21 protein-coding genes are annotated in these 22,526 nt (G+C 68.2%); 13 read left to right on the forward strand and 8 right to left on the reverse strand.

Translation table 11 applies throughout. The annotated features are described in order from the left end of the window. The first annotated feature begins 40 nt into the window (after positions 1-40). Genes RZ1_RS21535 through RZ1_RS21545 form a run of 3 tightly spaced genes read left to right on the forward strand, consistent with a single transcriptional unit; the run spans position 41 to position 4,535 of the window. Positions 41-1,840, forward strand: a complete 1,800-nt coding sequence (locus RZ1_RS21535; RefSeq protein WP_072814552.1) for a DUF3556 domain-containing protein — start codon at positions 41-43, stop codon at positions 1,838-1,840. Beyond that, on the forward strand, positions 1,837-3,258 hold the full coding sequence (locus RZ1_RS21540; RefSeq protein ID WP_072814553.1) for a phytoene desaturase family protein: 1,422 nt from the start codon (positions 1,837-1,839) through the stop codon (positions 3,256-3,258). Before RZ1_RS21535 ends, RZ1_RS21540 begins: the two co-directional genes overlap by 4 nt. Then, positions 3,255-4,535, forward strand: coding sequence for a PucR family transcriptional regulator (locus RZ1_RS21545; protein WP_072814554.1), 1,281 nt, complete (start codon positions 3,255-3,257; stop codon positions 4,533-4,535). The genes RZ1_RS21540 and RZ1_RS21545 overlap by 4 nt, the downstream gene beginning before the upstream one ends. A gap of 63 nt (positions 4,536-4,598) precedes the next feature. On the opposite strand, the gene RZ1_RS21550 is transcribed toward RZ1_RS21545, so the two are convergent. Further along, on the reverse strand, positions 4,599-5,114 hold the full coding sequence (locus tag RZ1_RS21550) for an Lrp/AsnC family transcriptional regulator (protein ID WP_072814588.1): 516 nt from the start codon (positions 5,112-5,114) through the stop codon (positions 4,599-4,601). Positions 5,115-5,299: 185 nt separating this feature from the next. Here RZ1_RS21550 and hppD point away from each other — a divergent pair, with 185 nt between their 5' ends. Next, positions 5,300-6,505, forward strand: a complete 1,206-nt coding sequence (gene hppD, locus RZ1_RS21555) for a 4-hydroxyphenylpyruvate dioxygenase (protein ID WP_072814555.1) — start codon at positions 5,300-5,302, stop codon at positions 6,503-6,505. Here hppD and RZ1_RS21560 read toward each other — a convergent pair whose 3' ends face one another. Beyond that, a complete protein-coding gene (locus RZ1_RS21560; RefSeq protein ID WP_072814556.1) occupies positions 6,506-6,949 on the reverse strand; it encodes an SRPBCC family protein in 444 nt (147 codons plus the stop codon). Positions 6,950-7,098: 149 nt separating this feature from the next. On the opposite strand from RZ1_RS21560, the gene RZ1_RS21565 reads away from it, so the two are divergent. The 5 genes from RZ1_RS21565 (at position 7,099) to RZ1_RS21585 (ending at position 11,992) form a co-directional block, all read left to right on the forward strand. Further along, positions 7,099-8,226, forward strand: coding sequence for an NDMA-dependent alcohol dehydrogenase (locus RZ1_RS21565; protein ID WP_072814557.1), 1,128 nt, complete (start codon positions 7,099-7,101; stop codon positions 8,224-8,226). A gap of 52 nt (positions 8,227-8,278) precedes the next feature. Continuing rightward, positions 8,279-8,905: a TetR/AcrR family transcriptional regulator gene (locus RZ1_RS21570; RefSeq protein ID WP_072814558.1), complete on the forward strand. Its 627-nt coding sequence runs from the start codon at positions 8,279-8,281 to the stop codon at positions 8,903-8,905. A gap of 89 nt (positions 8,906-8,994) precedes the next feature. Beyond that, positions 8,995-10,212 (forward strand): acyl-CoA dehydrogenase family protein, encoded by a 1,218-nt coding sequence (locus tag RZ1_RS21575; protein WP_072814559.1) that lies wholly within the window; start codon positions 8,995-8,997, stop codon positions 10,210-10,212. Then, positions 10,209-11,240, forward strand: coding sequence for a phosphotransferase family protein (locus tag RZ1_RS21580; RefSeq protein ID WP_072814560.1), 1,032 nt, complete (start codon positions 10,209-10,211; stop codon positions 11,238-11,240). Before RZ1_RS21575 ends, RZ1_RS21580 begins: the two co-directional genes overlap by 4 nt. Before the next feature lie 14 nt (positions 11,241-11,254). Beyond that, positions 11,255-11,992: an SDR family NAD(P)-dependent oxidoreductase gene (locus tag RZ1_RS21585; protein ID WP_072814589.1), complete on the forward strand. Its 738-nt coding sequence runs from the start codon at positions 11,255-11,257 to the stop codon at positions 11,990-11,992. A 53-nt stretch (positions 11,993-12,045) separates the two neighbouring features. Here the strand turns inward: RZ1_RS21585 and RZ1_RS21590 are convergent, their stop codons facing one another. The 4 genes from RZ1_RS21590 to RZ1_RS21605 all read right to left on the reverse strand — a co-directional run bounded on the left by RZ1_RS21590 (position 12,046) and on the right by RZ1_RS21605 (position 15,809). Further along, positions 12,046-12,678, reverse strand: a complete 633-nt coding sequence (locus RZ1_RS21590; protein WP_072814561.1) for a ribulose-1,5-bisphosphate carboxylase/oxygenase large subunit — start codon at positions 12,676-12,678, stop codon at positions 12,046-12,048. Positions 12,679-12,759: 81 nt separating this feature from the next. Continuing rightward, positions 12,760-14,175 carry a pyridoxal-phosphate dependent enzyme gene (locus tag RZ1_RS21595; RefSeq protein WP_072814562.1) on the reverse strand — a complete coding sequence of 472 codons (1,416 nt, stop codon included), beginning with the start codon at positions 14,173-14,175 and terminating at the stop codon, positions 12,760-12,762. Positions 14,176-14,356: 181 nt separating this feature from the next. Further along, positions 14,357-14,971, reverse strand: a complete 615-nt coding sequence (locus tag RZ1_RS21600; RefSeq protein WP_072814563.1) for a maleylpyruvate isomerase N-terminal domain-containing protein — start codon at positions 14,969-14,971, stop codon at positions 14,357-14,359. An 88-nt stretch (positions 14,972-15,059) separates the two neighbouring features. Further along, the gene (locus RZ1_RS21605; RefSeq protein WP_072814564.1) at positions 15,060-15,809 is read right to left on the reverse strand and encodes a GNAT family N-acetyltransferase; all 750 of its coding nucleotides are present in this window, start codon (positions 15,807-15,809) and stop codon (positions 15,060-15,062) included. A 321-nt stretch (positions 15,810-16,130) separates the two neighbouring features. Between RZ1_RS21605 and RZ1_RS21610 the strand changes: the two genes are divergently transcribed. Genes RZ1_RS21610 through RZ1_RS21625 form a run of 4 tightly spaced genes read left to right on the forward strand, consistent with a single transcriptional unit; the run spans position 16,131 to position 18,601 of the window. Beyond that, positions 16,131-16,628 (forward strand): methylated-DNA--[protein]-cysteine S-methyltransferase, encoded by a 498-nt coding sequence (locus RZ1_RS21610; RefSeq protein ID WP_072814565.1) that lies wholly within the window; start codon positions 16,131-16,133, stop codon positions 16,626-16,628. Next, positions 16,615-17,115 carry an RNA polymerase sigma factor gene (locus RZ1_RS21615; RefSeq protein WP_072814566.1) on the forward strand — a complete coding sequence of 167 codons (501 nt, stop codon included), beginning with the start codon at positions 16,615-16,617 and terminating at the stop codon, positions 17,113-17,115. The genes RZ1_RS21610 and RZ1_RS21615 overlap by 14 nt, the downstream gene beginning before the upstream one ends. Continuing rightward, positions 17,112-17,699: a methylated-DNA--[protein]-cysteine S-methyltransferase gene (locus RZ1_RS21620; RefSeq protein WP_072814567.1), complete on the forward strand. Its 588-nt coding sequence runs from the start codon at positions 17,112-17,114 to the stop codon at positions 17,697-17,699. Before RZ1_RS21615 ends, RZ1_RS21620 begins: the two co-directional genes overlap by 4 nt. Further along, positions 17,696-18,601: a DNA-3-methyladenine glycosylase family protein gene (locus RZ1_RS21625; protein ID WP_072814568.1), complete on the forward strand. Its 906-nt coding sequence runs from the start codon at positions 17,696-17,698 to the stop codon at positions 18,599-18,601. Before RZ1_RS21620 ends, RZ1_RS21625 begins: the two co-directional genes overlap by 4 nt. On the opposite strand, the gene RZ1_RS21630 is transcribed toward RZ1_RS21625, so the two are convergent. Further along, positions 18,535-20,139 (reverse strand): bifunctional 3'-5' exonuclease/DNA polymerase, encoded by a 1,605-nt coding sequence (locus RZ1_RS21630; protein ID WP_072814569.1) that lies wholly within the window; start codon positions 20,137-20,139, stop codon positions 18,535-18,537. The two genes, RZ1_RS21625 and RZ1_RS21630, sit on opposite strands and share 67 nt — an antisense overlap. A gap of 145 nt (positions 20,140-20,284) precedes the next feature. Further along, positions 20,285-22,516 carry an MMPL family transporter gene (locus RZ1_RS21635; protein ID WP_072814570.1) on the reverse strand — a complete coding sequence of 744 codons (2,232 nt, stop codon included), beginning with the start codon at positions 22,514-22,516 and terminating at the stop codon, positions 20,285-20,287. Between the last annotated feature and the right edge of the window lie 10 nt (positions 22,517-22,526).

Here is a 22,526-nt window from a genome sequence, read left to right on the forward strand (position 1 = left end):
ATGGTGGGGCGCTGGCTCCTACTCGAATCAAGGACTCACCATGAGCTTTACACAATCGGATCTGCCCGATGTGGACCCGGCGACATTCGGGGACAGACCGCATCTGGAAAGGGTCAAGATCCTCTCGCGGCACTGGGCCGAGTACGGCTTCGGTACCCCGTGGATGATTCACCTCTTCTACGTCGCCAAGATCGCGCTGTACCTGTTCCTGGGTGTGGTCTTCGCCAGCTTCACCAGCGGTTTCGGTGGGTTCTGGGACGTCGCCTCGTACTGGACCGAGCCGATCTTCTACCAGAAGATGCTGTTGTGGACGATGCTGTTCGAAATGCTCGGCTTGGGTGCGAGCTCCGGACCGCTCGCCTTCCGATTCAGCCCCCCGATCGGCGGCGTCCTGCACTTCGCGCGGCCGAAGACCCTGAGAATGCCGCCGTGGCCGGGCAAAGTCCCGTTCACGAGCGGTTCCACCCGGACGTGGTTCGACGTGGTGCTGTACCTGGGCATCGTGGCGAATCTGGTGGTGCTGCTGTTCTCGGACGGCGTGCCGAAGGACGGACAACCCGCCGACAGCGTCGGACTGCTCGACCCGAGCCTGCTGTTCCCGCTGATCGGGATGATGGTCGTGATGGGGTTGCGCGACAAGATCGTGTTCCTGATCGCCCGCAGCGAGCAGTACTGGGTCGCGGCGATCTTCTTCGCGGTGCTCCCCTTCGTGGAGATGATCGTCGCACTCAAGATCATCATGTGCACGGTGTGGATCTGGGCCGCGTTCTCGAAGCTGGGCCGGCACTTCTCCTTCGTGGTCTCGGCGATGCTGTCGAACGCTCCGTGGTTCCGTTCACCGCGACTCAAGCGCAAGCTCTACCGCGATTACCCGAACGATCTGCGCCCGTCCAAGCTCGCCGCGTTCGTCGCGCACCAGGGCACCGTCATCGAGTTCGCAGCACCGGTGATTCTGCTGCTGTCGCCCAACCGCACGCTGACCTTGCTCACTGTCGCCGGTGTGGTGATCTTCCACCTGTTCATCACCTCCACCTTCCCTCTCGCAGTGCCGCTCGAGTGGAACATCTTCTACTGCTTCAGCACGGTCTGGCTGTTCGGTCTGCATATGCCGCCCGAATTCGGAGTCACGGCGATCTCCCCGCTGCTGCTCGCTGTGCTCATCGGCGGGATGTTCCTCTTCCCGATCCTCGGCAACCTGTTTCCGGGCAAGATCTCGTTCCTCCCGGCGATGCGGTACTACGCCGGTAACTGGGCCACCACGCAGTGGGCGTTCCGCAAGGGCACCGAGGACCGGTTGAACACGAACATCGTCAAGGCGGGCCCGAACCAGATCGACCAGCTCACCGCGCTGTACGGCCGCGACACCGCGGAGATGCTGCTGCAGAAGGCAGTGGCATGGCGCTCGATGCACAGCCAAGGCCGCGCCTTGAGTTCCTTGATCGGTCGGCACGTCGATTCGTACGAAAACTACGACATCCGCGAAGGAGAATTCGTTGCCGGTAATCTCCTCGGGTGGCAGTTCGGAGAAGGCCACGTCCACAACGAGCAGTTCATGCAAGCTGTCCAGGAGCGGTGCGGATTCGCCCCGGGAGAGGTGATCGTGGTCTACGTCGAGTCGCAGCCCATCCACATTCGTCGCCAGCAGTACCGTGTGGTCGACCTCGCCCTCGGGGAGATCGAACGAGGTTACGTCGAGTTGGATGACATCATCACCCCGCAGCCCTGGCTCGAAAACGGGCCGATTCCGGTGCACCCGACCGCCTCTCCGGCTTCTTCCCGCCAGGGATCGTCTGCTCCGAATAGACATGCGGGCGGACAGCGGAAGACAACCGAAGTATGAGTTCGGCGATCGTGGTGGGGGCGGGCCCGAACGGGCTCGCCGCCGCCGTCACCCTCGCGCAGCGCGGCATGGACGTGACGGTGCTCGAGGCCTCCGACACGATCGGCGGCGGTACCCGGTCGAGCGAACGGATCCTGCCCGGGCTCCTGCACGACGACGGTGCTGCCGTGCATCCCATCGGCTTGGCGTCCCCGTTCTTCCGCAGCCTGGACCTCGCCGCGCACGGGCTCGAATGGGCTTGGTCGGACATCGATTTGGCGCACCCGCTCGACGGTGGGCGCGCCGGCGCGATGGTGGCTTCGCTGGACGAGACGGTTCGGCTCCTGGGCCGGGACGGCGGCCGCTGGCGTGCCCTGTTCGGTCCTCTGGCCGACAGTTTCGACGAGTTGGCGCAGGAAGTGCTCCGGCCCATGGTCCATGTGCCGCGGCACCTTGTTCCGTTGGCCAGGTTCGGGCCGGCAGCGCTGCTGCCCGCCACCGCGCTGGGACGGATCTGGCGCACGGATGAAGCCGCTGCACTGTTCGCCGGTAACGCCGCCCACGGCTGGCACCCGTTGAACCGTCCCACCACCTCGGCCTTCGGTCTCATGTTCGCCGCCATCTCACACCGCTACGGGTGGCCGGTCGTCAAGGGCGGCTCGGCGCGCCTGACCGATGCGCTGGCCTCGGTGTTCACCGAGCTCGGCGGCCGCATCGAGACCGGACATCGGGTCCGGTCGCTGACCGAGCTGCCCCCGGCCGACGTGGTGATGCTCGACCTCGAGCCCGGCGCCGTCGCGGATCTGGCCGGCGACGCGCTTCCGACCCGGGTGCGCAAGGCCTATCGACGGTTCCGGCGTGCACCGGCGGCTTTCAAGGTCGACTTCGCGGTCGAAGGCGGCCTCCCGTGGCGGGACGAGTATTCGAGCCGGGCGGGCACCGTGCATGTGTGCGGCTCGGCCGCCGAGGTTGCCGCGGCCGAACACGACATCACCCGTGGCCGGATGCCGGAACGACCGTTCGTCCTCGTCGCGCAGCAGTATTTGGCCGATCCGCAGCGATCGGTGGGCGATGTGCACCCGGTCTACACCTATGCGCACGTACCCCACGGCTATACCGGCGATGCCACCGAACACATCATCGCTCAGCTCGAACGGTTCGCTCCCGGCACGCGCGAACGCATCATCGGAGCGCACGCTCGCACGCCGCGTGCGCTGGCGGACCACAACCCCAACCTGGTCGGCGGCGATATCATTGGCGGAGCGAACACCCCGCTGCAGCTGCTGATGCGGCCGCGGGTATCGACGGACCCGTACTACACCGGCATCCCCGGCGTGTACATCTGCTCGGCCTCGACACGGCCCGGCGCGGGAGTGCACGGGATGTGTGGGCACAACGCCGCACTGTCGGCGCTGCGCCGAACGGAGAGAGCGGGGTGAGTTCGATTTTCGTCTGGCCGGGCGGCAGCGACGCCGCCGCCGAACGTATCGCCTCCCGCGTACTGCCCCGCCGCGAACAGTTCATCGCAGACCTGTTCGCGGCGACCGTGAAGGGTATGCCGGAACTGGCGAAGGACGACACGGAACGGACGCTGCTCTATGCCAGCATCGCCGAGAACACCGTCGTCCTGATCAACGCCCTGCAAGCGGGAACGGATCCGTCGACCGGAACTCCACCGCCCGGGGCCTTGGCATACGCGAAAGAGCTGGCTCGAAAAGGTGTTTCGCTGGCGTCACTGCTTCGTGCCTATCGGATAGGGCAGGCCGAGTTCACCACGCTGTGCCTGGAGACGGCCAGTGGCATGGAAGGCGTCGACCACCTGGCCACCCTGCAGGTCATGGTCGGCAAGGTCGCTGCGTTCATCGACTACATCTGCGAGGAGGCTGCACGCGTCTACGAGACCGAACGCGAACGCCTGGTCTCCACGCGCAGCGGACTGACTCAGCACCTCATCCGGAGTCTGCTCGACGGCACCGCAGAGGACGTCGCGGCCACGCAGCGTGCCCTGGGTTACGAGCTGGACGGCACGCACCTCGCTGTCGATGTGGCGCTACCGTCCGCCCGTCCGGGCCAGATCTCCAGGTTCGACGAAACACGCCAACTGCTGGCGTCGACCTGGCCCCGGGCTCCGAAGATCTCGATGCCGACAGGGGAATCCTCGGTATGCACCTGGATCACCGTCGACGGCGAAGCACCGCAGTTCCTCTCACGGTTGTCCTCGGTGGTGACATCCTCCCCGTTGCCCATGCAGGTCGTGGTGGGGTTGCCGGGGCAGGGTGTGGAAGGTTTTCGACGCACCTACCGTCAGGCCGCCCGACTACGGGCACTGGCTGCTTCTGCCGATCCGGCACCGCCGAAAATCGTCACCTTCCACGAGGTCGCTCCGATCGCCCTGCTGACCGAGGACATCGGTGACCTGACGGTCTTCGTCGCTGACACCCTCGGTCCGCTGGCCGTCGACACCGTCCGTACCGCCGAGCTGCGCGAGACGCTGCGGGTCTATCTGTCCTGCCACCGCAGTCCGGCCGCAACCGCCGAGAAGTTGAGTCTGCATCGCAACACCGTCCGCTACCGCATCCAGCAGATCACCGACGAATTCGGGTACGTCGTCGACGGCACCGAACCCTATGTGCTGGTTTCTGCCCTCGAAATATGCCGGTGGTACGGGCACACGATCCTCACCCCGCCCCCCGGTGCCGATCGCAAACGAGTCTGAGCCCCGGCCGGAAGTCTCTATGATGCAGCAAGTCCGCGAGAAGACCGCCCGACCGTACGGAACTCATCGCTGCCGGCGATAGGCGGGCGCCTTCGTCGATCTGCCGGGTTCGAGGGTGCGCAGCAGCGGCATGGATCGGTACGGCACGAGTTCCGACAGCACGATCACGCTCGTCGACCGGGTGATCACCGACGAGCGGTTCAGCTCGATGAGGGTGTGCTGCAGTCCCCGATGGGACATGGCCGCGATGCGGCACAGGATGTCGCCGGCCCCGGTGGTCACGAACGCCTCGAGGACACCGGGGATCGCTTCGAGTTCCCCGGTGACCGTTTCGAGGGCGCCCTGCGCGATCTCCATCGTCACGAACGCTTGCACTTCGAATCCGGCTGCCGCCAGATCGATTCGTGGTTCGTAGCCGGCGACGACGCCGGACTCCTCGAGCCGGTGCAGGCGTGCGGAGACCGTGGCGCGTGCGACCCTCAGTTGCCGGGACAGCTCCAGCGCACCGGTTTTCGGGTCGTCGTGGAGGGCCTCGAGCAGCGCGAAGTCGAGCTCGTCCAATTGCACGACTGCGCGCACGGCTATGTCCTCCCGATCGCGGGCGAAACTGTACCGATTGTATAGCTGAAGTCGGCGTTCGCTGCCGGTTCCAGGCAGTTCGACCACTTCGACGGGGTGAGATTGCACAGTTCCGGCGTGCGCGTTCTCCTGGGGATACAGGCCGCCCCGGCGGCACCCGGGCGTTGTTGCAGGAGGAATCCGCCGTGACCCTCGAGTACACGCTGACCGACAGCGAGAAGCTCGCGCGACTCGACACCGAGACGCTGAGGCAACTGATCGGCCTCGTCGAACACGATCCCGGGCGGGACCCGTTCCCCGTCGGTGGATGGGACGCCGTCGTGTGGGCGGTCGGGAACGCCACGCAGACCGCGCACTACCTGCAGTCCGCGTACGGCATGAACCTTGTCGCGTATTCCGGTCCGACGACCGGCAACCGTGACCGGCACTCGTATGTACTCACCAGTGGCGCAGTACGATTCGTCGTCGAGGGTGCGGTCGATCCGGACAGCCCGGTCGCCGAACGTCACCGGTTGCACGGTGACGGGGTCGTCGACATCGCGCTGCAGGTACCCGACGTCGAGAAGTGCATCGATCACGCGCGCCGGTGCGGCGCAACGATACTCGACGAGCCGCACGACGTCACCGACGAGCACGGCACGGTGCGGCTCGCAGCCATCGCGACGTACGGGCAGACGCGGCACACGCTCGTCGACCGCTCGCGCTACACCGGCCCGTATCTGCCCGGCTACGTGGTGAAGACGTCCGCCTACCGCAGACGGGACAATGTGCCGCACAACCTGTTCCAGGCTCTCGATCACGTGGTGGGCAACGTCGAACTGGGCCGGATGGACGAATGGGTCGGCTTCTACAACCGGGTCATGGGTTTCGTGAACATGGCCGAGTTCGTCGGCGACGATATCGCCACCGAGTACTCCGCGCTCATGAGCAAGGTGGTGTGCAGCGGCAATCATCGGGTCAAGTTCCCGCTCAACGAGCCGGCCGTGGGCAAGAAGCGTTCGCAGATCGACGAGTTCCTCGAATTCCACCGCGGTCCCGGTGTGCAGCACCTGGCGTTGGCCACGAGTGACATCCTCACCGCCGTCGACCGGATGCGCGACGAAGGGGTCGAATTCCTCGCGACCCCGCCTGCCTATTACGAGGATCCGGAACTGCGGGCCCGGATCGGGCAGGTGCGGGTACCGATCGCCGAACTGCAGAAACGGGGGATCCTCGTCGACCGCGACGAGGACGGCTACCTGCTGCAGATCTTCACCAAGCCGATCGGCGACCGGCCGACCGTGTTCTTCGAGCTGATCGAACGGCACGGGTCGCTCGGTTTCGGGAAGGGCAACTTCAAGGCGCTGTTCGAGGCGATCGAGCGGGAGCAGGCCGCGCGCGGGAACTTCTGATCAGACCAACTGTCCCAGGCGCGTGCGCAGGGCCTGTTCGGTCTGGCGAACTGCGGTGCCGACAACCGGTTCGATGAGCATTCCCAGCGCGCGTCCGGCGAGACCACCGGGAAGTTCGTAACCGAAGTCGACATCGAGCCGGGAATGACCGTTGCCGAGGTCGATGAAGTTCCAGCTGGACGACGTGCGGAAACCCGAGACCGAGCTCAGCACGATGACGCGGTCGCGTTCCCACTCGACGATCTCGAGGCGGGAGCCGAGACTCTTCGGCCCGATCTGCATGGCGGCGTCGAAGACCGCGCCGAGCCCGCTGACCTGCGCCCCGACCGGTTCGAACCGGTTGACCCCGAACATCCACTCGGGGACCGTGCGGTGGTCGTCCACGTAGGCGAACGCCACATCGAGGGGAATCGGCGCAACTGCGCTGTGTCGGACGTGGATCATGCGGAACCCTCCATGATGCAAATTACTGTGACCCACTGTATCGGGTAGTCGGTTCGCGGGGAACTCTTCGCCGAATTCGTTGCCGAACCTCCCGGTGCCTGTTTCACTCAGCGGTGACGTGTATCACATAATTATCGGATGGAGGGTTCGTGAAGATCAAGGCCGCAGTGTTGAAAGGGATGGGTCAGGCTTGGGAGATCGACGAGATCGACCTGGGTGACCCGGTGGCCGGAGAGGTGCAGGTCCGCTTGGCGGCTTCCGGACTGTGCCATTCCGACGAACACCTCCGCAGTGGCGCGACGCCACTGCCGTTCTTTCCGGTCCTCGGCGGGCACGAGGGCGCCGGGGTCGTCACCAAGGTCGGGCCCGGTGTGACGAACCTCGAGGAAGGCGACCATGTCGTCCTCGCGTTCATTCCCGCGTGCGGTCGCTGTCGCTCCTGCGCGAAGGGTCTGCAGAACATCTGCGACATGGGTGCGGGCCTGCTCACCGGGCAGGCGATCTCCGACGGCTCGTACCGGGTGAGCCTGCGCGGCGAACCGGTGATCCAGATGTGCCTGCTCGGCACGTTCGCCCCGTACGTCACCGTCAACGAAGCATCCGTCATCAAGATCGAGAAGGACATTCCGCTCGAGAAGGCGGCGCTGCTCGGATGCGGTGTCGCCACCGGGTGGGGATCGGCCACCGCGATCGGCGGCACGAAGGTCGGTGACACCGTCGTCGTGATCGGTGTCGGCGGTGTCGGGATCAACTCGGTGCAGGGTGCTGCCCACGCGGGTGCGCGGCACGTGGTGGCGATCGACCCCGTGCAGTTCAAGCGTGACAAGGCCGTCGAATTCGGCGCGACCCACACGTTCGCGTCGATCGAGGAAGCCGCGCCGATCATCGGCGAGATTACTTGGGGCGCAATGGCAGAGGTCACGATCATCACCGTCGGTGAGATTCACGGCGACATGATCGCGCCTGCGCTCGGGTTGACCGCCAAGGGCGGCCAGGTCGTGGTGACCGGCATGGGAGCGGCGACCGACACCCAGGTCACGTTGAGCCTGTTCGAGCTCACTCTGCTGCAGAAGCGTCTGCAGGGCGCCATCTTCGGCGGTGTGGGGCCGCGGTCGCAGATCCCGAAGCTCCTCGATCTGTACCGCAGCGGGCAACTCGAACTCGACGGCCTGGTCACCACCACCTACAAGCTCGAGGACATCAACCAGGGCTACGCGGACATGCACGACGGGAAGAATCTGCGCGGGGTCGTCCTGTACGGCGACAACGATTACTGATTCCCGCACCGACGGTCGAACGGGGCTGCCGGCGTCGCCTACGGTGTTCTCCATGGACACCCGAGAGGATTCCGACGCCGGCAGCCCCGGCTCGTGGCGCACGTACGAACCGGCGGTGCTGCCGAAGCCCTTGGCCGCCGCGCTCGACGCGTTCGCCGAACGTGGCTACGACGGCACCTCGATCCGCGAGGTCGCCGCGCGCGCCGGACTCTCGGTTCCCGGTCTGTACCACCACTATCCGTCGAAGCAGGCGCTGCTGATGTCGTTGACCACGACCGTGCTGAACGATCTGCTCGACCGCAGCCGCCGAGCGCTCGCCGAGGCGGGGCCGACACCGTCGGAGCGGTTCGACGCGGTCGTCGAGTCGCTGCTGCGCTTCCACATGTTCCGGCGCAACGAGGCGTTCGTCGCGTCCACGGAGATGCGCAGCATGGAGCCGGAGAGCCGGGAGGCGTTCATCGCGTTGCGGGACATTCAGCAGCGCATGGTCGACGAGATCGTCCGAGACGGCGTCGAGACCGGGGAGTTCGCGACCCCCTATCCGAAGGACGCGAGCCGGGCCGTGACGACGATGTGCGTGGCGGTGGCCGGCTGGTATCGGGCGGACGGTCCGCTGACGCCGGACGAGATCGTCGACCGGTACCTGACCATCGCGCGGAGTTCCGTCGGCGCTCGCTGAGCACTCGCTCGGGGTTGACCCGGGCGGTGCGGATGTGCCACCGTGGACGTGACCGAGCGATCGATCGGTCGGTGACGGAAGGAGTGGCGATGGCAGTCGATTTGTCGTATCCGGACCGGGTGGTCGAGCTGGTCGCGAAGACCGAGGAATTCATCCGTGAGGTGGTCCTGCCCGTCGAGGACGCCCACGGCGGTGACATCGCCGCGGCCGGCGGCGACGCGGCCCGCGTCGAGCTGCAGAAGGCCGCCAAGGACGCCGGCGTCTTCGCCCCGCACGTGTCGGTCGAATACGGCGGCCACGGACTGCGCATGGTCGACCGTGCCCCCGTGTTCGAAGCGGCGGGATACTCCCTGTTCGGGCCGACCGCACTGAACATCGCCGCGCCCGACGAGGGCAACATGCACATGCTCGCCCACATCGCCACCGACGAGCAGAAGCAGCAGTTCCTGGCGCCGCTCGCGGCCGGTGACACCCGGTCCGGATTCGCCATGACCGAACCCGCCCCCGGCGCGGGCGCCGATCCCAACGCGCTGCGCACCCGCGCCGAGAAGGTCTCCGGCGGATGGAAGATCAACGGCCACAAGCACTTCATCACCGGAGCCGACGGCGCCGGGTTCTTCATCATCATGGCCCGCACCTCCGGCGAGCCCGGACAGCGCGGCGGTGCGACCATGTTCCTCGCCCCCGCCGACACCCCCGGCCTGAAGGTCGGCCGGCACATCAACACCCTCGACAAGTCGATGATCGGCGGCCACTGCGAGGTGTTCTTCGAGGACCTGTTCGTTCCGGATTCGGCGGTGCTCGGTGAGGTCGACCAGGGCTTCGCCTACGCGCAGGTCCGCCTCGGACCCGCCCGCATGACGCACGTGATGCGCTGGCTCGGCGCCGCCCGCCGCGGCCACGACATCGCCGTCGGATACGTCGCCGAACGCGAAGGCTTCGGCTCCCGGCTCGGCGACCTCGGCATGATCCAGAAGATGATCGCCGACAACGAGATCGACATCGCCGCCACCCGGGCCCTCCTGGTGCAGGCCTGCTGGGCGCTCGACGGCGGATCGTACGCGGCGAACGAGACCTCCATCGCCAAGACCTTCGCGGCCGAAGCCATCTTCCGCATCGTGGACCGTTCGGTGCAGATGTGCGGCGGTCTGGGCGTGTCCGAGGACCTGCCGCTCGCGCGTCTCTCGCGCGAGGTCCGCCCGTTCCGCGTGTACGACGGGCCGTCCGAGGTGCATCGCTGGGCCATCGCCAAGCGCACCGTCGGCGCCGCCCGCAAGGCCGCCGCTGCGAAGGCCGCGCAGTCGTGACGGCTGTGCGGCACGAGGGTCTGGATCTTCCTGCCCTGCAAAGATTCCTCCAATCCTCCGGTGTCGCCGTCGACGGGGAGTTGCGCGCCGAACTGATCTCGGGCGGCAAATCCAACCTCACCTACGGAATCTCGGACGGTTCCTCCGACTGGGTGCTGCGTCGCCCCCCGACCGCCGGACTCACGCCGTCGGCGCACGACGTCGCCCGCGAATACCGGGTCGCGCACGCGCTGCAGAACTCCGCCGTTCCGGTCGCGCGCACCGTCGCGCTGTGCGAGGACGACGCGGTGATGGGTGCGCCGTTCAGCGTCGTCGAACGCGTCGACGGACAGGTGATCCGCAGCAAGGACGATCTCGACGCCCTCACCGACGCCGAAATCGTCTCGTGCACAGCTGAACTCGTACGCGTAATCGCCGAGCTGCACAATGTCGACTATCGCGCAGTCGGACTCGGTGAGTTCGGTCGGCCCGACGGCTACGTGACGCGGCAGGTGAAGCTGTGGGCCGGACAGTGGGGGCTGGTCAAGACCCGCGACCTGCCCGACCTGGACCGGCTGCACGCGGCGCTGGCCGACTCGATCCCCGAATCGCCCGCGCCGTCGATCGTCCACGGCGACTACCGCATCGACAACACCATCCTCTCCCGCGACGACGTGGGAAAGGTTGTGGCCGTGGTCGACTGGGAGATGGCGACGCTCGGCGACCCGTTCACCGACCTGGCGCTGATGTGCGTGTACCGCAATCCCGCGCTCGACCTGGTGCTCGGCATGCCGGCCGCATGGACAAGCCCCCGACTGCCGTCCACCGACGACCTCGCCCAGATGTACGCGGTCGCGACCGGACGCGACATCGCGCACTGGGACTTCTACCTCGCGCTGGCGAATTTCAAGCTCGCCGTGATCGCCGAGGGCATCAACCACCGCTGGCGTGTCGGCGCGACCGTCGGTGACGGATTCGACAAGGCCGGCGAATCCGTTCCGGCATTCGTGGCAGCGGGCCTGGCGGCCCTGAAAGGACGGACGTCGTGAGCACCGAGAGCAACGTGACCCGCAGCGCGCTGGTCACCGGCGCTTCCCGCGGTATCGGACTCGGGGTCTCCACCCGCCTCGCGGAGCAGGGCTACGGGCTGACCATCAGCGCCCGCGACCCGGAGCGGCTCGAGAAGGTCGCCACGCAGCTGCTCGAGGCGGGCGCACCCGAGGTGCGGACCGTCGCCGTCGACCTCGCCGACCCGTCCGCCGCCGTGCAGGCCGTCGGCGCCCACGAGGAAACCTTCGGAACCATGCGGGCTCTCGTGCTCAACGCCGGTGTGGGAACCGCCGGCAACATCGCGGAGTTCCCGATGCGACGATTCGACAAGACTCTCGCGGTGAATCTCGCGGCCCCGTTCGCGCTGTTGCAGGCGTCGCTGCCGCTGCTGCGCGCCGCCGCCGCGGCCGAACCGGATCGTGGTGCGAAAGTGATTGCGTTGTCGTCGATCACCGGCGTGTTCTCGGAGCCGGGACTGTCCGTCTACGGTGCGACGAAGGCCGCGCTGATCTCCCTCGTCGAGACCCTCAACGCCGAGGAATCGGGCAACGGGATCAGCGCGTCGGCGATCGCGCCGGCCTACGTCGACACCGACATGTCCGACTGGATCAAGGAGAAGATCCCGGCGAACGAGATGCTCGAGGTCAACGACGTCGTCGAGATCGTCGACGCGCTGCTGAAGCTGTCGTCGCGCGCGGTGCTGTCGCGGCTCGTGCTCAGCCGAGCGGGGACCGACGGCTACCGGGCATAGGTCCCGACCGGCCGTGCGGACGGCGAACTGGTGCGACGCCTGACCGAGCACGGTCAGGCGTCGTCGCCGTTTTCCTTGTCCTCGCCGCGACGGCGCAGAAAGGCGAATCCCGGCACGCCGACGATCGCCTGCCGCACATCCTTCGCGACCCCGAGCAGTTCGTGAATCTCCGGGGCGACGGTCTCGAGGGTGCCGAGGATCGGCATCAGCGCCGTCATCCGGTCCGCGAGCTCGGGCAGCTGATCGAGCAGCACGACCGCCGCGTGCACTTCCTCGGCGCTGAGCTCGTCGATGAACTGCTTGGCGAGCGGAGCCGCCTGCCGGGCCATCGGTGCGTAGGTGTCGAGCAGCTCGCTGGCCGAGTCGGACGTGCGACCGGCGGAGGCCACCACATCCTGCGCACTGTGCGCGACGGCGGTCACCTCCACGACGACGGCGGAGCTGCGGTCGACGACCTCGCCGACCCGACCTACCGTCGAGCGGGCGTCGGTGACCACATCGTCGATCCGTGCCACGATGTCGCGGGCGTCGGTGACGACGCCGTCGATGCGTCCCACCAGCGCCTCGGTCGTCTCGAGCAGATTGACGACGCGGCCGGGGACGGACACCGCGAACTCGGCGACCTCCACGGTGCGGTCCAGGACGATGCGGGCGGCACCGAGAGGCACGGCGAAAAGCGACATCATGCGCTCATCCTGCCGGACGGCTGTCGCGGTCCGTGCGGGGGAGTCGGGGAGAGCCCCGGGCAACCGGTACGGCCGGGCCTGTCAGGGCTTCGGCACCGGATCGCGGAGGATGCTTGCGTCCACGAGTCCGATTGCGCGTCCGTCACGGGCGACGACGACCGCGCCGTCGTGGTCACCGATCCTGTGCAACGCGGCGGCCGGGGATTCGGTGACACCCACCACGGGAAGCGGCGGGTCGAGGTGTTCACCGATCGGATCGTCAACCGGGGCAGCGGCCAGCGTCGCCGCGCAGACGGAACCGAGAACCTCCGCGACGACCGTCCCGCCGATGGCCGGGCGAGCCAGCACGACCGGCAGCACGGGGGCATCGGCGAGTACGTCCCGCGCCTGCGCAACCGTCGCGTCGGAAGGCACGGAACGAACAGCTGCGCCGAGCCGCCCGACGATCTTCCCCACGGTAGGGTCCGGCGCCGCGTGGTACAGGGGAAACCCGAGTCGGCCGAGCCATTCGTCGTCGAAGTACTTGGACAGATACGACCGTCCGGAATCGGGCACGATCACGACCACCACGTCGTCGGGTCCGAGCGTCCTCGCGACACGGAGGGCCGCTGCGACCGCTGTGCCGGCGGAGCCCCCGACGAGCAACCCGTCTTCCCGGGCCAGCCGGTGCACCACCGTCAAGGCCTCGGCGTCCGGGATTCGCTCGATCCGATCGACGACGTCCGGCCGGTACGAGTCCGGCCACTCGTCCACCACGGTCTGCGGATGCAGGAAGTGACCGACCGCTTCGACGTACCAGGCGCGTCCGTCACCGCCGCCGTAGACGGAGGTCTCGGGGTCGGCGCCGACGACCGTGACCGTGCCTCCGGATACCTGGGACAAGTACTCACCCGCGCCTGTGACGGTACCGCCCGTTCCGATACCGGCGACGAAATGGGTAACGCGGCCACGGGTCTGGCGCCAGATCTCCGGGCCCGTCGTGGAGCGATGCGCGCCCGGGTTGGCGGGATTGTCGTACTGCCCGGCGAGCCAGGCACCGGGGGTCTCGGAAGCCAATCGGGCTGCGACATTGCGCACGAAGTCCGGATGGTGGCTGGGCCGGCCACCGGGTGTCACGTGCACAGTTGCACCATGTGCACGGAGCAGTGCGATCTTCTCGGCGCTGGTCTTGTCCGGTACCACGACGACCGAGCGGTAACCCCGCGCGGCAGCGATCAGGCTCAGGCCGACACCGGTGTTGCCGGATGTGCCTTCCACGACCGTGCCGCCGGGCCCGAGTTCACCCGATTCCTCCGCGGCCCGGATCATCGCCAGAGCTGCCCGATCCTTGACGCTCCCACCGGGATTGAGGAACTCCAGTTTCGCGTACACGGTGGCCGCGATACCGTCTGTGACCGCATTCAGCCGAACGAGGGGCGTATTGCCGACCGCGTCGGCGATCGAGTCGAAGACACCGAGCGTGGAAGGATCCTCCACCTGCTGCTCGAGGATTGCCATGGATCCACCTTTCGGATCGACCGTCACGGTCGGTGTGCTGTTTCCGTCGACGAGGAGCGTGTCAGCTTCCCTTCGCGGGCAACAGGGTTCGCGTCAGCGTGGTCGGATTCCGTCCCCGGTACCGGCCTGAGCTTCACCCCGACGGCGTGCGCACCCGAATCGGCACGGACCGCTTGCACAGTTACACGACGGAATAGCCTCCGGGCAGGGATGTCCGACCGGTCAGGGCGCTCAGCACGGTCGCCCCGTCTCCGAGTGCGACTGCGATTCTCGCTGCCAGCGGGGTGGTCTCCATCAGGACATCGTCGGGAAGCGCGAAGGGGACACCCGCGGCGGCGGCGATATCGAGACCGTGGACGGCGAGCTCGAAGGTGCGCGTCGGAAGATAGGAATGCAGCCGTATCCCCGATCCGCCGATCACCCGGATCAGCCGGTCCTCACCGGAACCGAGTCGCTCGAGCACCGCGTTCGACAGAGCATCGACGGACGACGCCGGGTCGGCCCCGAGATCGACGCCTGCTCGGCGGCCCCGTTCGAGTATCTCGTCCTGGCCGAGAACCGATGTCAGTTCTTTCACATGCACGTAATACTGTTCCGGGCCCGCGATGTCCTCGGTGTCGGCAGGGCTGTCGAGGTATGTCGCGACCGTCGTCAAGGAGCGCGAGGTGTGACCGACCAGGGAGCGGAGATCCCACTCGCCCAGGCCGGGTGCGTTCCAACGGTTCTCCGGGACATCGCGGATCAGCTCCGAGAAGCTGTGCACCGCCGACGCATACGTCGCCACCGATGTCTCCATTCGACCTCCACCCTCGCACGCCGAACCTGATGGGAGTATGAAACCATGCGCGCCGCCGCCCCGAAGTGACGACCGGCCACCGGGCGCCCTACCCGGAGACGGTCCCGCGGGACGCCCGGTTCGAGGGTGTGCGCACCCGAGTCAGCACGGACCGCTTGCGCAACGTGAACCCCAGACTCTCGTAGAGCCGGATCGCAGTCGAGTTCGCCGCCGACGCGTGGAGGAACGGAACCTCGCCGCGTGCGCGGATCCCGGCACCGACGGCCCTCACGAGACGCGTGCCGAATCCGAGCCCACGGAACTCGGCATCCGTGCACACGGCGCTGATCTCGGTCCACCCCGGCGGATGCAGACGCTCCCCGGCCATCGCGACCAGGCGCCCATCCACCCTGATGCCCAGATAGTCGCCCATCTCGACGGTCCGCGGTAGGTACGGCCCCGGCCGGGTGCGCGCCACGAGGTCGAGGATGTCCGGGACGTCGGCGGCGCCGAGGACCACGAGGTGGGGGTCCGGTTCGACGACCAGATCCGTGCCGTCCATCTGGACGAGACCGAACGAGCCGATCGTCGCCCAGTCCGGTGGCGGTTCGTGTCCAGGTCCGCGGACCGCCAACTCCGTGCCCGGTCCGACGAACGCGGCGAGATCCGCCCAGTCCTCGTCCCGCATCACCGCCGGGTGCCCGATGTGTCCCGCGACGTCAGGATGGTAACCGCCGATCCGCCCCGACCACCGCGCGAAATGCGCATGAACTCCGCGCAGCGACTCCCGGATGGGATCGTCGAGCGGATGGACGTCCTCGTCCACCGCCGTCGTGTCGACCGTGGGTGCTTTCGTCATCTCAGGCACCGAGCAGCCTCGACCGCGGTATGTGGGATTTCGACAGGGCCGTACGACATCGGGTGTGCCTCGCCTTTCGGTCTACGGGATCACGGGCGTTCGAGACGTCGTCGGGTTACGTCCGGGTACCCGGGAAGCGACATACTCGCTCGATACTCGACCACGGGGAATTCCGCCTGTCACCGGTTCTGTTCAGGCTGCACACAATGCGACCGCGGCCGAAGAGCGGCTCGGGGCGAGCACGGGAATCGAGCCGGTACCCTCACGTTTGCGTCCGTCCATACGTCTACCCGGTAGACGACTGATGGAAGGATCGAACCCGTGAAGGCGACGCGAACCCACACGTTCATCGACTCACCGATCGGACCGCTGACATCGGTGCAGACGGACGGAGCACTCAGCGGCCTGTACCTGGCCGAGCATCGGCATCGTCCCGACCCGGCGACCTTCGGTCTGCGTACCGACTGCGGCTTCGAGCAGATCCGCGAGCAGCTCGACGAGTATTTCGCCGGCGAGCGCACCGAGTTCACCGTGCCGCTCACGCTCGTGGGAACAGAGCTCCAGCGCAGCGTCTGGGCTGCGCTGCGCGCGATCGACTACGGCGCCACCTGTACGTACGCGGAACTTGCCGTGGAGATCGGCCGCCCCACGGCAATCCGCGCGGTCGCCGCGGCCAACGGCCGGAATCCGGTGAGCATCGTGGTGCCGTGCCACCGCGTCATCGGCAGCGACGGCACCCTCACCGGCTACGCGGGTGGGCTCGATCGCAAACGGTTCCTCCTCGACCGCGAGTCCCGGACCGTCCATGCCCCGGCCTGACCGGCTACCGCCCTTCGAGCGGGTGGTGGCGACGCACGGCGCGACCGTCTTGCGGGTGTGCCGGGCGTTGCTCGGGCCGGTCGACGCGGACGACGCCTGGTCCGAAACGTTCCTCGCGGCGTTGCGGGCCTATCCGGACCTGAAGCCCGGCAGCAACGTCGAGGCGTGGCTGGTCACCGTCGCACACCGCAAGGCGATCGACGTGCATCGCCTCCGCGCCCGCACCCCGGTGCCGACCGAGACTCTGCCGGAGCGGCCGGCCTCCACCGGTATCCCCGGCTCCGGCGACGACGAACTGTGGCAGGCGGTCGCGGCACTGCCGTTCACGCAGCGCGCCGCCGTCGTCTACCACCACGTCGCGGGACTGCCGTACGCGGAGATCGCGGCGATTCTCGGGAACAGCACCGACGCGGCCCGCCGCGCCGCAGCGGACGGACGGGCCGCGCTGCGCCGCCACTATCAGCTCGAGACAGGAACCCGGCGATGAACCTTCCCCGCCCCGAGGCGTCCACGACCGATCTCGCGTGGCTGCACACCCGGCTCGTCGTCGACGCGCAAGCCGCCGGCCTGCTCGACCTCGCCTACCGTGTCGTCGACTCGCCCGTCGGGCCGCTGCTCGTCGCCGCCACCGGCACCGGAATCGTGCGCGTCGCGTTCGCCGCCGAAGGGCACGACGACATCCTCGACGATCTCGCCTCCCGGATCAGCCCTCGCATCCTCGAAGCGCCCGCGCGGCTCGACTCCGCGGCGCGGCAGCTCGACGAGTACTTCCACGGCCGCCGTCACACCTTCGACCTCCCGCTGGATCTGCGGCTCACCACCGGTTTCCGCCGCGACGTCATCGTGCACCTCCCGGAGATCCGGTACGGGCACACCGCCAGCTATGCAGAGGTCGCGGCGGCCTCGGGCAGCCCCCGCGCGGTCCGGGCGGTCGGGACCGCCTGCGCGAAAAACCCTCTGCCGGTGATCGTTCCGTGTCATCGTGTGGTGCGCAGCGACGGCGGGATCGGACAGTACGTCGGCGGTGTCGACGCCAAACGCACACTCCTGCACCTGGAGGCGTCGGCGTGAGCACCCTCGTCGACCTGCCGGTGGCCATGCCGTTCGCGGCTGCGCCGCTGCTCGCAGCGCTGCGCAGCCACACCGTGTCCGGCCTCGAGCGACACGACGCGACCACAGGCAGTCACTCGCGGGCCGTGCGCGGCGAGCACGGCCCGGCCGTCGTCACGGTCACCCTCGACGACACCCCGACCGTGCGGGCGAGGATCGATGCAGCACACCGCGACGACGTGCCGGCACTCGAACAGACGGTGCGCCGCTGGCTCGATCTCGACGCCGATCCGGTCATCGTCGACACCGCGCTGGGCGTCGACCCACTGCTCGCGCCGCTGGTGGCGGCTCGTCCCGGGCTGCGGGTGCTCGGCTCCACCCACTGGTTCGACACGGCGGTGCAGACGGTGATCGGCCAACAGGTCAGCGTCGCGGCCGGGTGCACCTTCACCGCGCGGCTCGTCGCGGCCTACGGCGACCCGGCGCCGCAGGGGTCGACGTGTTTTCCGCTGCCGCACCGGCTCGCCGACGCAGACCCCGGCGAGCTGCGAGCTATGGTGGGGCTGACCAGGTCTCGTGCGCGGACCGTGCAGGTCTTGGCTCGCGCGGTCGCCGACGGACTGACCCCGACGTCGCCGGAGTTCCGCACCGCCCTGCTCGCGCTGCCGGGGATCGGGCCGTGGACCGTCGACTATCTGTCGGTGCGCGCGCTCGGCGACCGCGACGCCTACCCGTCCGGCGACCTGGTGCTGCGGCGCGCACTCGGAGTCGCGACGGCCGGTGAAGCCGAAGCGCGCGCCGAGCCGTGGAGCCCGTGGCGTGCCTATGCGGCGACTCACCTGTGGACCGAAGCCGTCTACTCGGCGTCCCCTGTGCCGTCCAATGCCGTGCCGTCCAGGCCCGGCTCGTCGTCCTCGGCGTAACTGGTGCGCACCGCCATCTTCATCGGGAAACGGACGGCCGTGTCGCCGAACAGCAATCGGGTCGCCACCGCGACCGACGCCTCGATGTGTTCGGCAACGGCCTCCGGATTGCGGGTGTGCACCACCACCTCGTCGTGCTGGAAGAACACCAACTCACCGACGGTCCGGTCCGGATCCGTGAGGAGCCGTCGGCGCAGTTCCGCGAGCACGCACAGTGCCCACTCGGCGGCGGTGGCCTGCACGACGAAGTTGCGGGTGAAGCGCCCGCGCGCCCGGGCGTCACCCCGCTCGTGGAAACCCTCCTCCGGGGGTGGGCATGCCCGGCCCAGCCACGAATGCACCACCTCACCGCGTTCGCCGGCGCGGGCAGCGCGCTCCACATAGTCGACCGCGACCGGAAATCGGCTGCGCAACAACGGCAACAGGGGGCGTGCGTCCCCCGAGGTGCCGCCGTACAGGACGGCGAGGATCGCCACCTTCGCTTTGCCGCGATCGCCGCCGAACACGTCCGCCGCGACGGGTGCATACAGGTCGTCGGCGCCGGCCGCGGCGACCATCCGTGGATCACCCGACACCGCGGCGAGGATGCGGGGTTCGAGCTGCCCGGCGTCGGCGATCACGAACGAGTGTCCGGGATCGGCGACGACACTGGACCGCAACGATTTCGGAATCTGCAGTGCGCCACCGCCACGGCTGGCCCAGCGTCCCGACACCACCGCGCCCGGCACGTACACGGGCCGGAACCGCGAGCCGCGCACCCACGTGTCGAGCCAGTGCCAGCCGTTGGTGCTGAAGAGTTTCGACAGGTCGCGGTGCTGCAACAGCAACGGCACCGCGGGATGATCGATTTCCCGCAACACCCACTTGCGGGTCGACGTCAGTTCGATTCCGGCGCGCCGGAATGCGTCGATCACCTCGGCGGGGGAGGCCGGATTGAGCCGACGCCCGAACGCGTCGCCGATCCGTTCGTTCAGTTCGGCGATTCGCACGGGCAGGTCGTATCCGAGCGGGCGCGGCCCCAGCGCTTCCTCGAGCAACCGGCGGTGCTCGTCGGCGGAGAAGGGCAGACCGTCGAATCCCATCTCGGCGGCCGCGAGCGTGCCCGCCGACTCCGCCGCCACGAGCAGATCGAGCCGGCCGTTGCCGGTCAGAGCCCGGCGCTGCTCGGCGAATTCGGCGACCACCATGTTCGGGTCGGCGGCGGGCGCCGCATCGAACAGGCCGGGACGATCGTCGATCTGCTCGTCGCCCGAGGGGACCGGGACTCCCGCGCGCATCCCCAGGATCGCGCGGGTGGTCGCGAGGTCGTGGCATCGCTGTATCCGCACGCCGGCGCGCAACAACGTCGGATACACACCGGCGGTGTTCGACCAGACCCATCTCGGACGATCCGCGGCCTCGACGGTGCGTACGACCTCGGCCAGATCGCGATGGTGGGTCACCGCGCCGAGTGGGCGGCCGTCACCGTCGACGGCGACGGTGCTCGCACCGGGCATCTCGCCTCCCGGAGCGGCGTCGGGGACCACGACCATTCGCATCGGTCCAGTGTGCGCGCAGCGTCCGACATTCCTCGCATCGGCTGCCCCGGTTTCCCACCCCTCGCCAACGACAGCCGCGCGCGTACGGACGTGTGCGGTTGCCGTGCGGTTGAGCGGATTTCGTTGTTGCGGTGCCGCGAAGCCCTTACGGGCGCCCCCGGGTCAGCGCCGACGGCCACCAGATGGTCCGGCCGATGTCGTGGGCGAGCGCCGGAACGAGAATGCTGCGCACCACGATGGTGTCGAGCAGTACCCCGAACGCGACTGCGAACCCGATCTCGGCGAGGAACACCAGCGGAAGAATCCCGAGGACCGAGAACGTTGCGGCCAGCACCACACCGGCGGACGTGATGACCCCGCCGGTCACGGCCAGCCCGCGCAGCACCCCGGATCGGGTGCCGTGCCGGCCGGTTTCCTCCCGGACCCGCGTCATGAGGAAGATGTTGTAGTCGATGCCCAGCGCCACCAGGAACACGAACGCGAACAGCGGGAACGCCGGGTCGGTGCCGGCGAACCCGAAGACGTGCGTGAAGACGAATCCGCTCACCCCGAGGGTCGCCGCGAACGACAGCACCACGGTCGCGATGAGCAACAGCGGTGCGAGCAGCGACCGCAGCAGCACGGCCAGCACCGCGAAGATGACGACGAGCACGATCGGGATGATGAGGTTCCGGTCGTGGACCGATGACTGCTGTACATCCAGGGTCGCGGCCGTGTTGCCGCCGACCCGCGCATCGGCCCCGGGCACGGCGTGCACGGCCTCGCGCAGTCGTTCGATCGTGGCCAGCGCGGCGGGCGAATCGTAGGAGTCGGCGAGCTCGGCGTTGATCATGGTGCGCCCGTCGACGGGGGTGACGGTCAGTGCCGCGGGCGGGCACCCCAGCGACGGGGCGTTTGCGAGGTCCGGGTTCGCGGCGAGCAGGGCCCGCGCCTTCGCGTAGTCGACCTGGGGGCACACCGCGCCCGGTCCGGTCGCGATGCCCTCGACCCCGGCGATCGCGGCGATCAGGGCGTCGGTCGTGCCGGCGTTCGCGGTGACGACCGCGGGCGCACCGGCGCCGGGGGCGAATTTTTCGGTGTAGAGCTCCTGGCCGATCACGGCGTCCGGTTTCGTCGTGAAACTCTCGGTGGTGGTGAGTCCGTCGGTGTTCAGGCTGCCGATGCCCGCGGCGAACAATACGAGCAGCACGAGGGTGGTGCCGATCCACGCCGGACGGTCGTGCCGGCCCACCCACGACGCGATCCGTCCCCATATCCCGTGCGTGGCGAGGTCGACGGCGTGATCGGCCCGGGGTTGCCGTGGCCAGAACACCCACCGGCCGGCGACCGCGAGCGACACCGGCAGGAACGTCATCATCACCACGTAGGTGCAGGCGATGCCGATCGCCGCGACCGGTCCGAGACCCTTGTTGGAGTTGAGTTCGGAGAACATCAGGCACAGCAGCGCCACGGTCACGGTCACCGCCGACGCGGTGATCGCCCCGACCGATTCCCGCCATGCGCGGATCATCGCGTCGAACCGGTTCGGGTAGGCGTGCAGTTCCTCGCGGTACCGCGACACCAGCAGCAGCGCATAGTCGGTGCCGGCGCCGATCACGAGGACGAACAGAATGCCCTGGCTCTGCCCGTTGAGCGTGATGATGTCGGCGTCGGCGAGAAAGTACACGATCATCGACGCCGTGCCCAGCGCGAGCAGCGCCGACAGCAGCGGGAACACCCACAGCACCGGCGACCGATACACGACGAGCAGGATCAGCACGACCACCCCGAGCGCCGTGAGCAGCAGCGAACTGTCGATGCCTTCGAACGCGGCGATGAACGCGGTGAGCAACCCGCCGACCCCGGCCGGATACACCTCGAGCCCGGTGTCTCCGGCGGCATCGCGCGCGGCGTCGAGCACCGCCTCCTCGGTGGCGACGAGTTCATCGCCGGTCACGTCGGTGCCGTCACGGCTGGCGAGCAACGGCACGAACACGGCGGCGGTCGTGCCGTCGGCGGAGAACTCGGTCGGGGTCATGTCCTCGACGTCGACGCCCTCCACCCGGGTGATCGCGGTACGCGCATCGGCGACGGCCGCGCGGTCCGCGTCCGTGAGTCCGCTGTCGCGATGGAACACCACGAAACCCGGAAGGTACTGGATGGGCACGAACCGCTCGGACTCGTCGGCGACCAGCGTCGATTCCGCGGTGCGCGACAGGAACGAGGCGTTGTCGTTCTTCTGGACCTCGGTGAGCTTGGCCTGGAATGATCCGCCGATTCCTCCGGCGAAGAACGCGACGATCGCGAACGCGACGATCGTGAAGATCGGCAGCTTTCGCCGCGGCGGCGGGATCGGACCGTCGTCGCTCCGGGCTTCCGTCGATACCGATTCGGCCATCGGGCCCCCT

The organism is Rhodococcus zopfii NBRC 100606 = JCM 9919, from assembly GCF_001895025.1.
GTDB lineage: Bacteria > Actinomycetota > Actinomycetes > Mycobacteriales > Mycobacteriaceae > Rhodococcus > Rhodococcus zopfii.

Bases quoted from the DNA above. Each gene is read 5' to 3' on its own strand.
- RZ1_RS21620 (WP_072814567.1), top strand. From the start codon at position 17,112: ATGAACCTTCCCCGCCCCGAGGCGTCCACGACCGATCTCGCGTGGCTG.
- RZ1_RS21615 (WP_072814566.1), top strand. From the start codon at position 16,615: ATGCCCCGGCCTGACCGGCTACCGCCCTTCGAGCGGGTGGTGGCGACG.
- RZ1_RS21630 (WP_072814569.1), bottom strand. From the start codon at position 20,139: ATGCGAATGGTCGTGGTCCCCGACGCCGCTCCGGGAGGCGAGATGCCC.
- RZ1_RS21635 (WP_072814570.1), bottom strand. From the start codon at position 22,516: ATGGCCGAATCGGTATCGACGGAAGCCCGGAGCGACGACGGTCCGATC.
- RZ1_RS21590 (WP_072814561.1), bottom strand. From the start codon at position 12,678: ATGATGTCGCTTTTCGCCGTGCCTCTCGGTGCCGCCCGCATCGTCCTG.
- RZ1_RS21560 (WP_072814556.1), bottom strand. From the start codon at position 6,949: ATGATCCACGTCCGACACAGCGCAGTTGCGCCGATTCCCCTCGATGTG.
- RZ1_RS21540 (WP_072814553.1), top strand. From the start codon at position 1,837: ATGAGTTCGGCGATCGTGGTGGGGGCGGGCCCGAACGGGCTCGCCGCC.
- RZ1_RS21575 (WP_072814559.1), top strand. From the start codon at position 8,995: ATGGCAGTCGATTTGTCGTATCCGGACCGGGTGGTCGAGCTGGTCGCG.
- RZ1_RS21595 (WP_072814562.1), bottom strand. From the start codon at position 14,175: ATGGCAATCCTCGAGCAGCAGGTGGAGGATCCTTCCACGCTCGGTGTC.
- RZ1_RS21570 (WP_072814558.1), top strand. From the start codon at position 8,279: ATGGACACCCGAGAGGATTCCGACGCCGGCAGCCCCGGCTCGTGGCGC.
- RZ1_RS21535 (WP_072814552.1), top strand. From the start codon at position 41: ATGAGCTTTACACAATCGGATCTGCCCGATGTGGACCCGGCGACATTC.
- RZ1_RS21600 (WP_072814563.1), bottom strand. From the start codon at position 14,971: ATGGAGACATCGGTGGCGACGTATGCGTCGGCGGTGCACAGCTTCTCG.
- RZ1_RS21605 (WP_072814564.1), bottom strand. From the start codon at position 15,809: ATGACGAAAGCACCCACGGTCGACACGACGGCGGTGGACGAGGACGTC.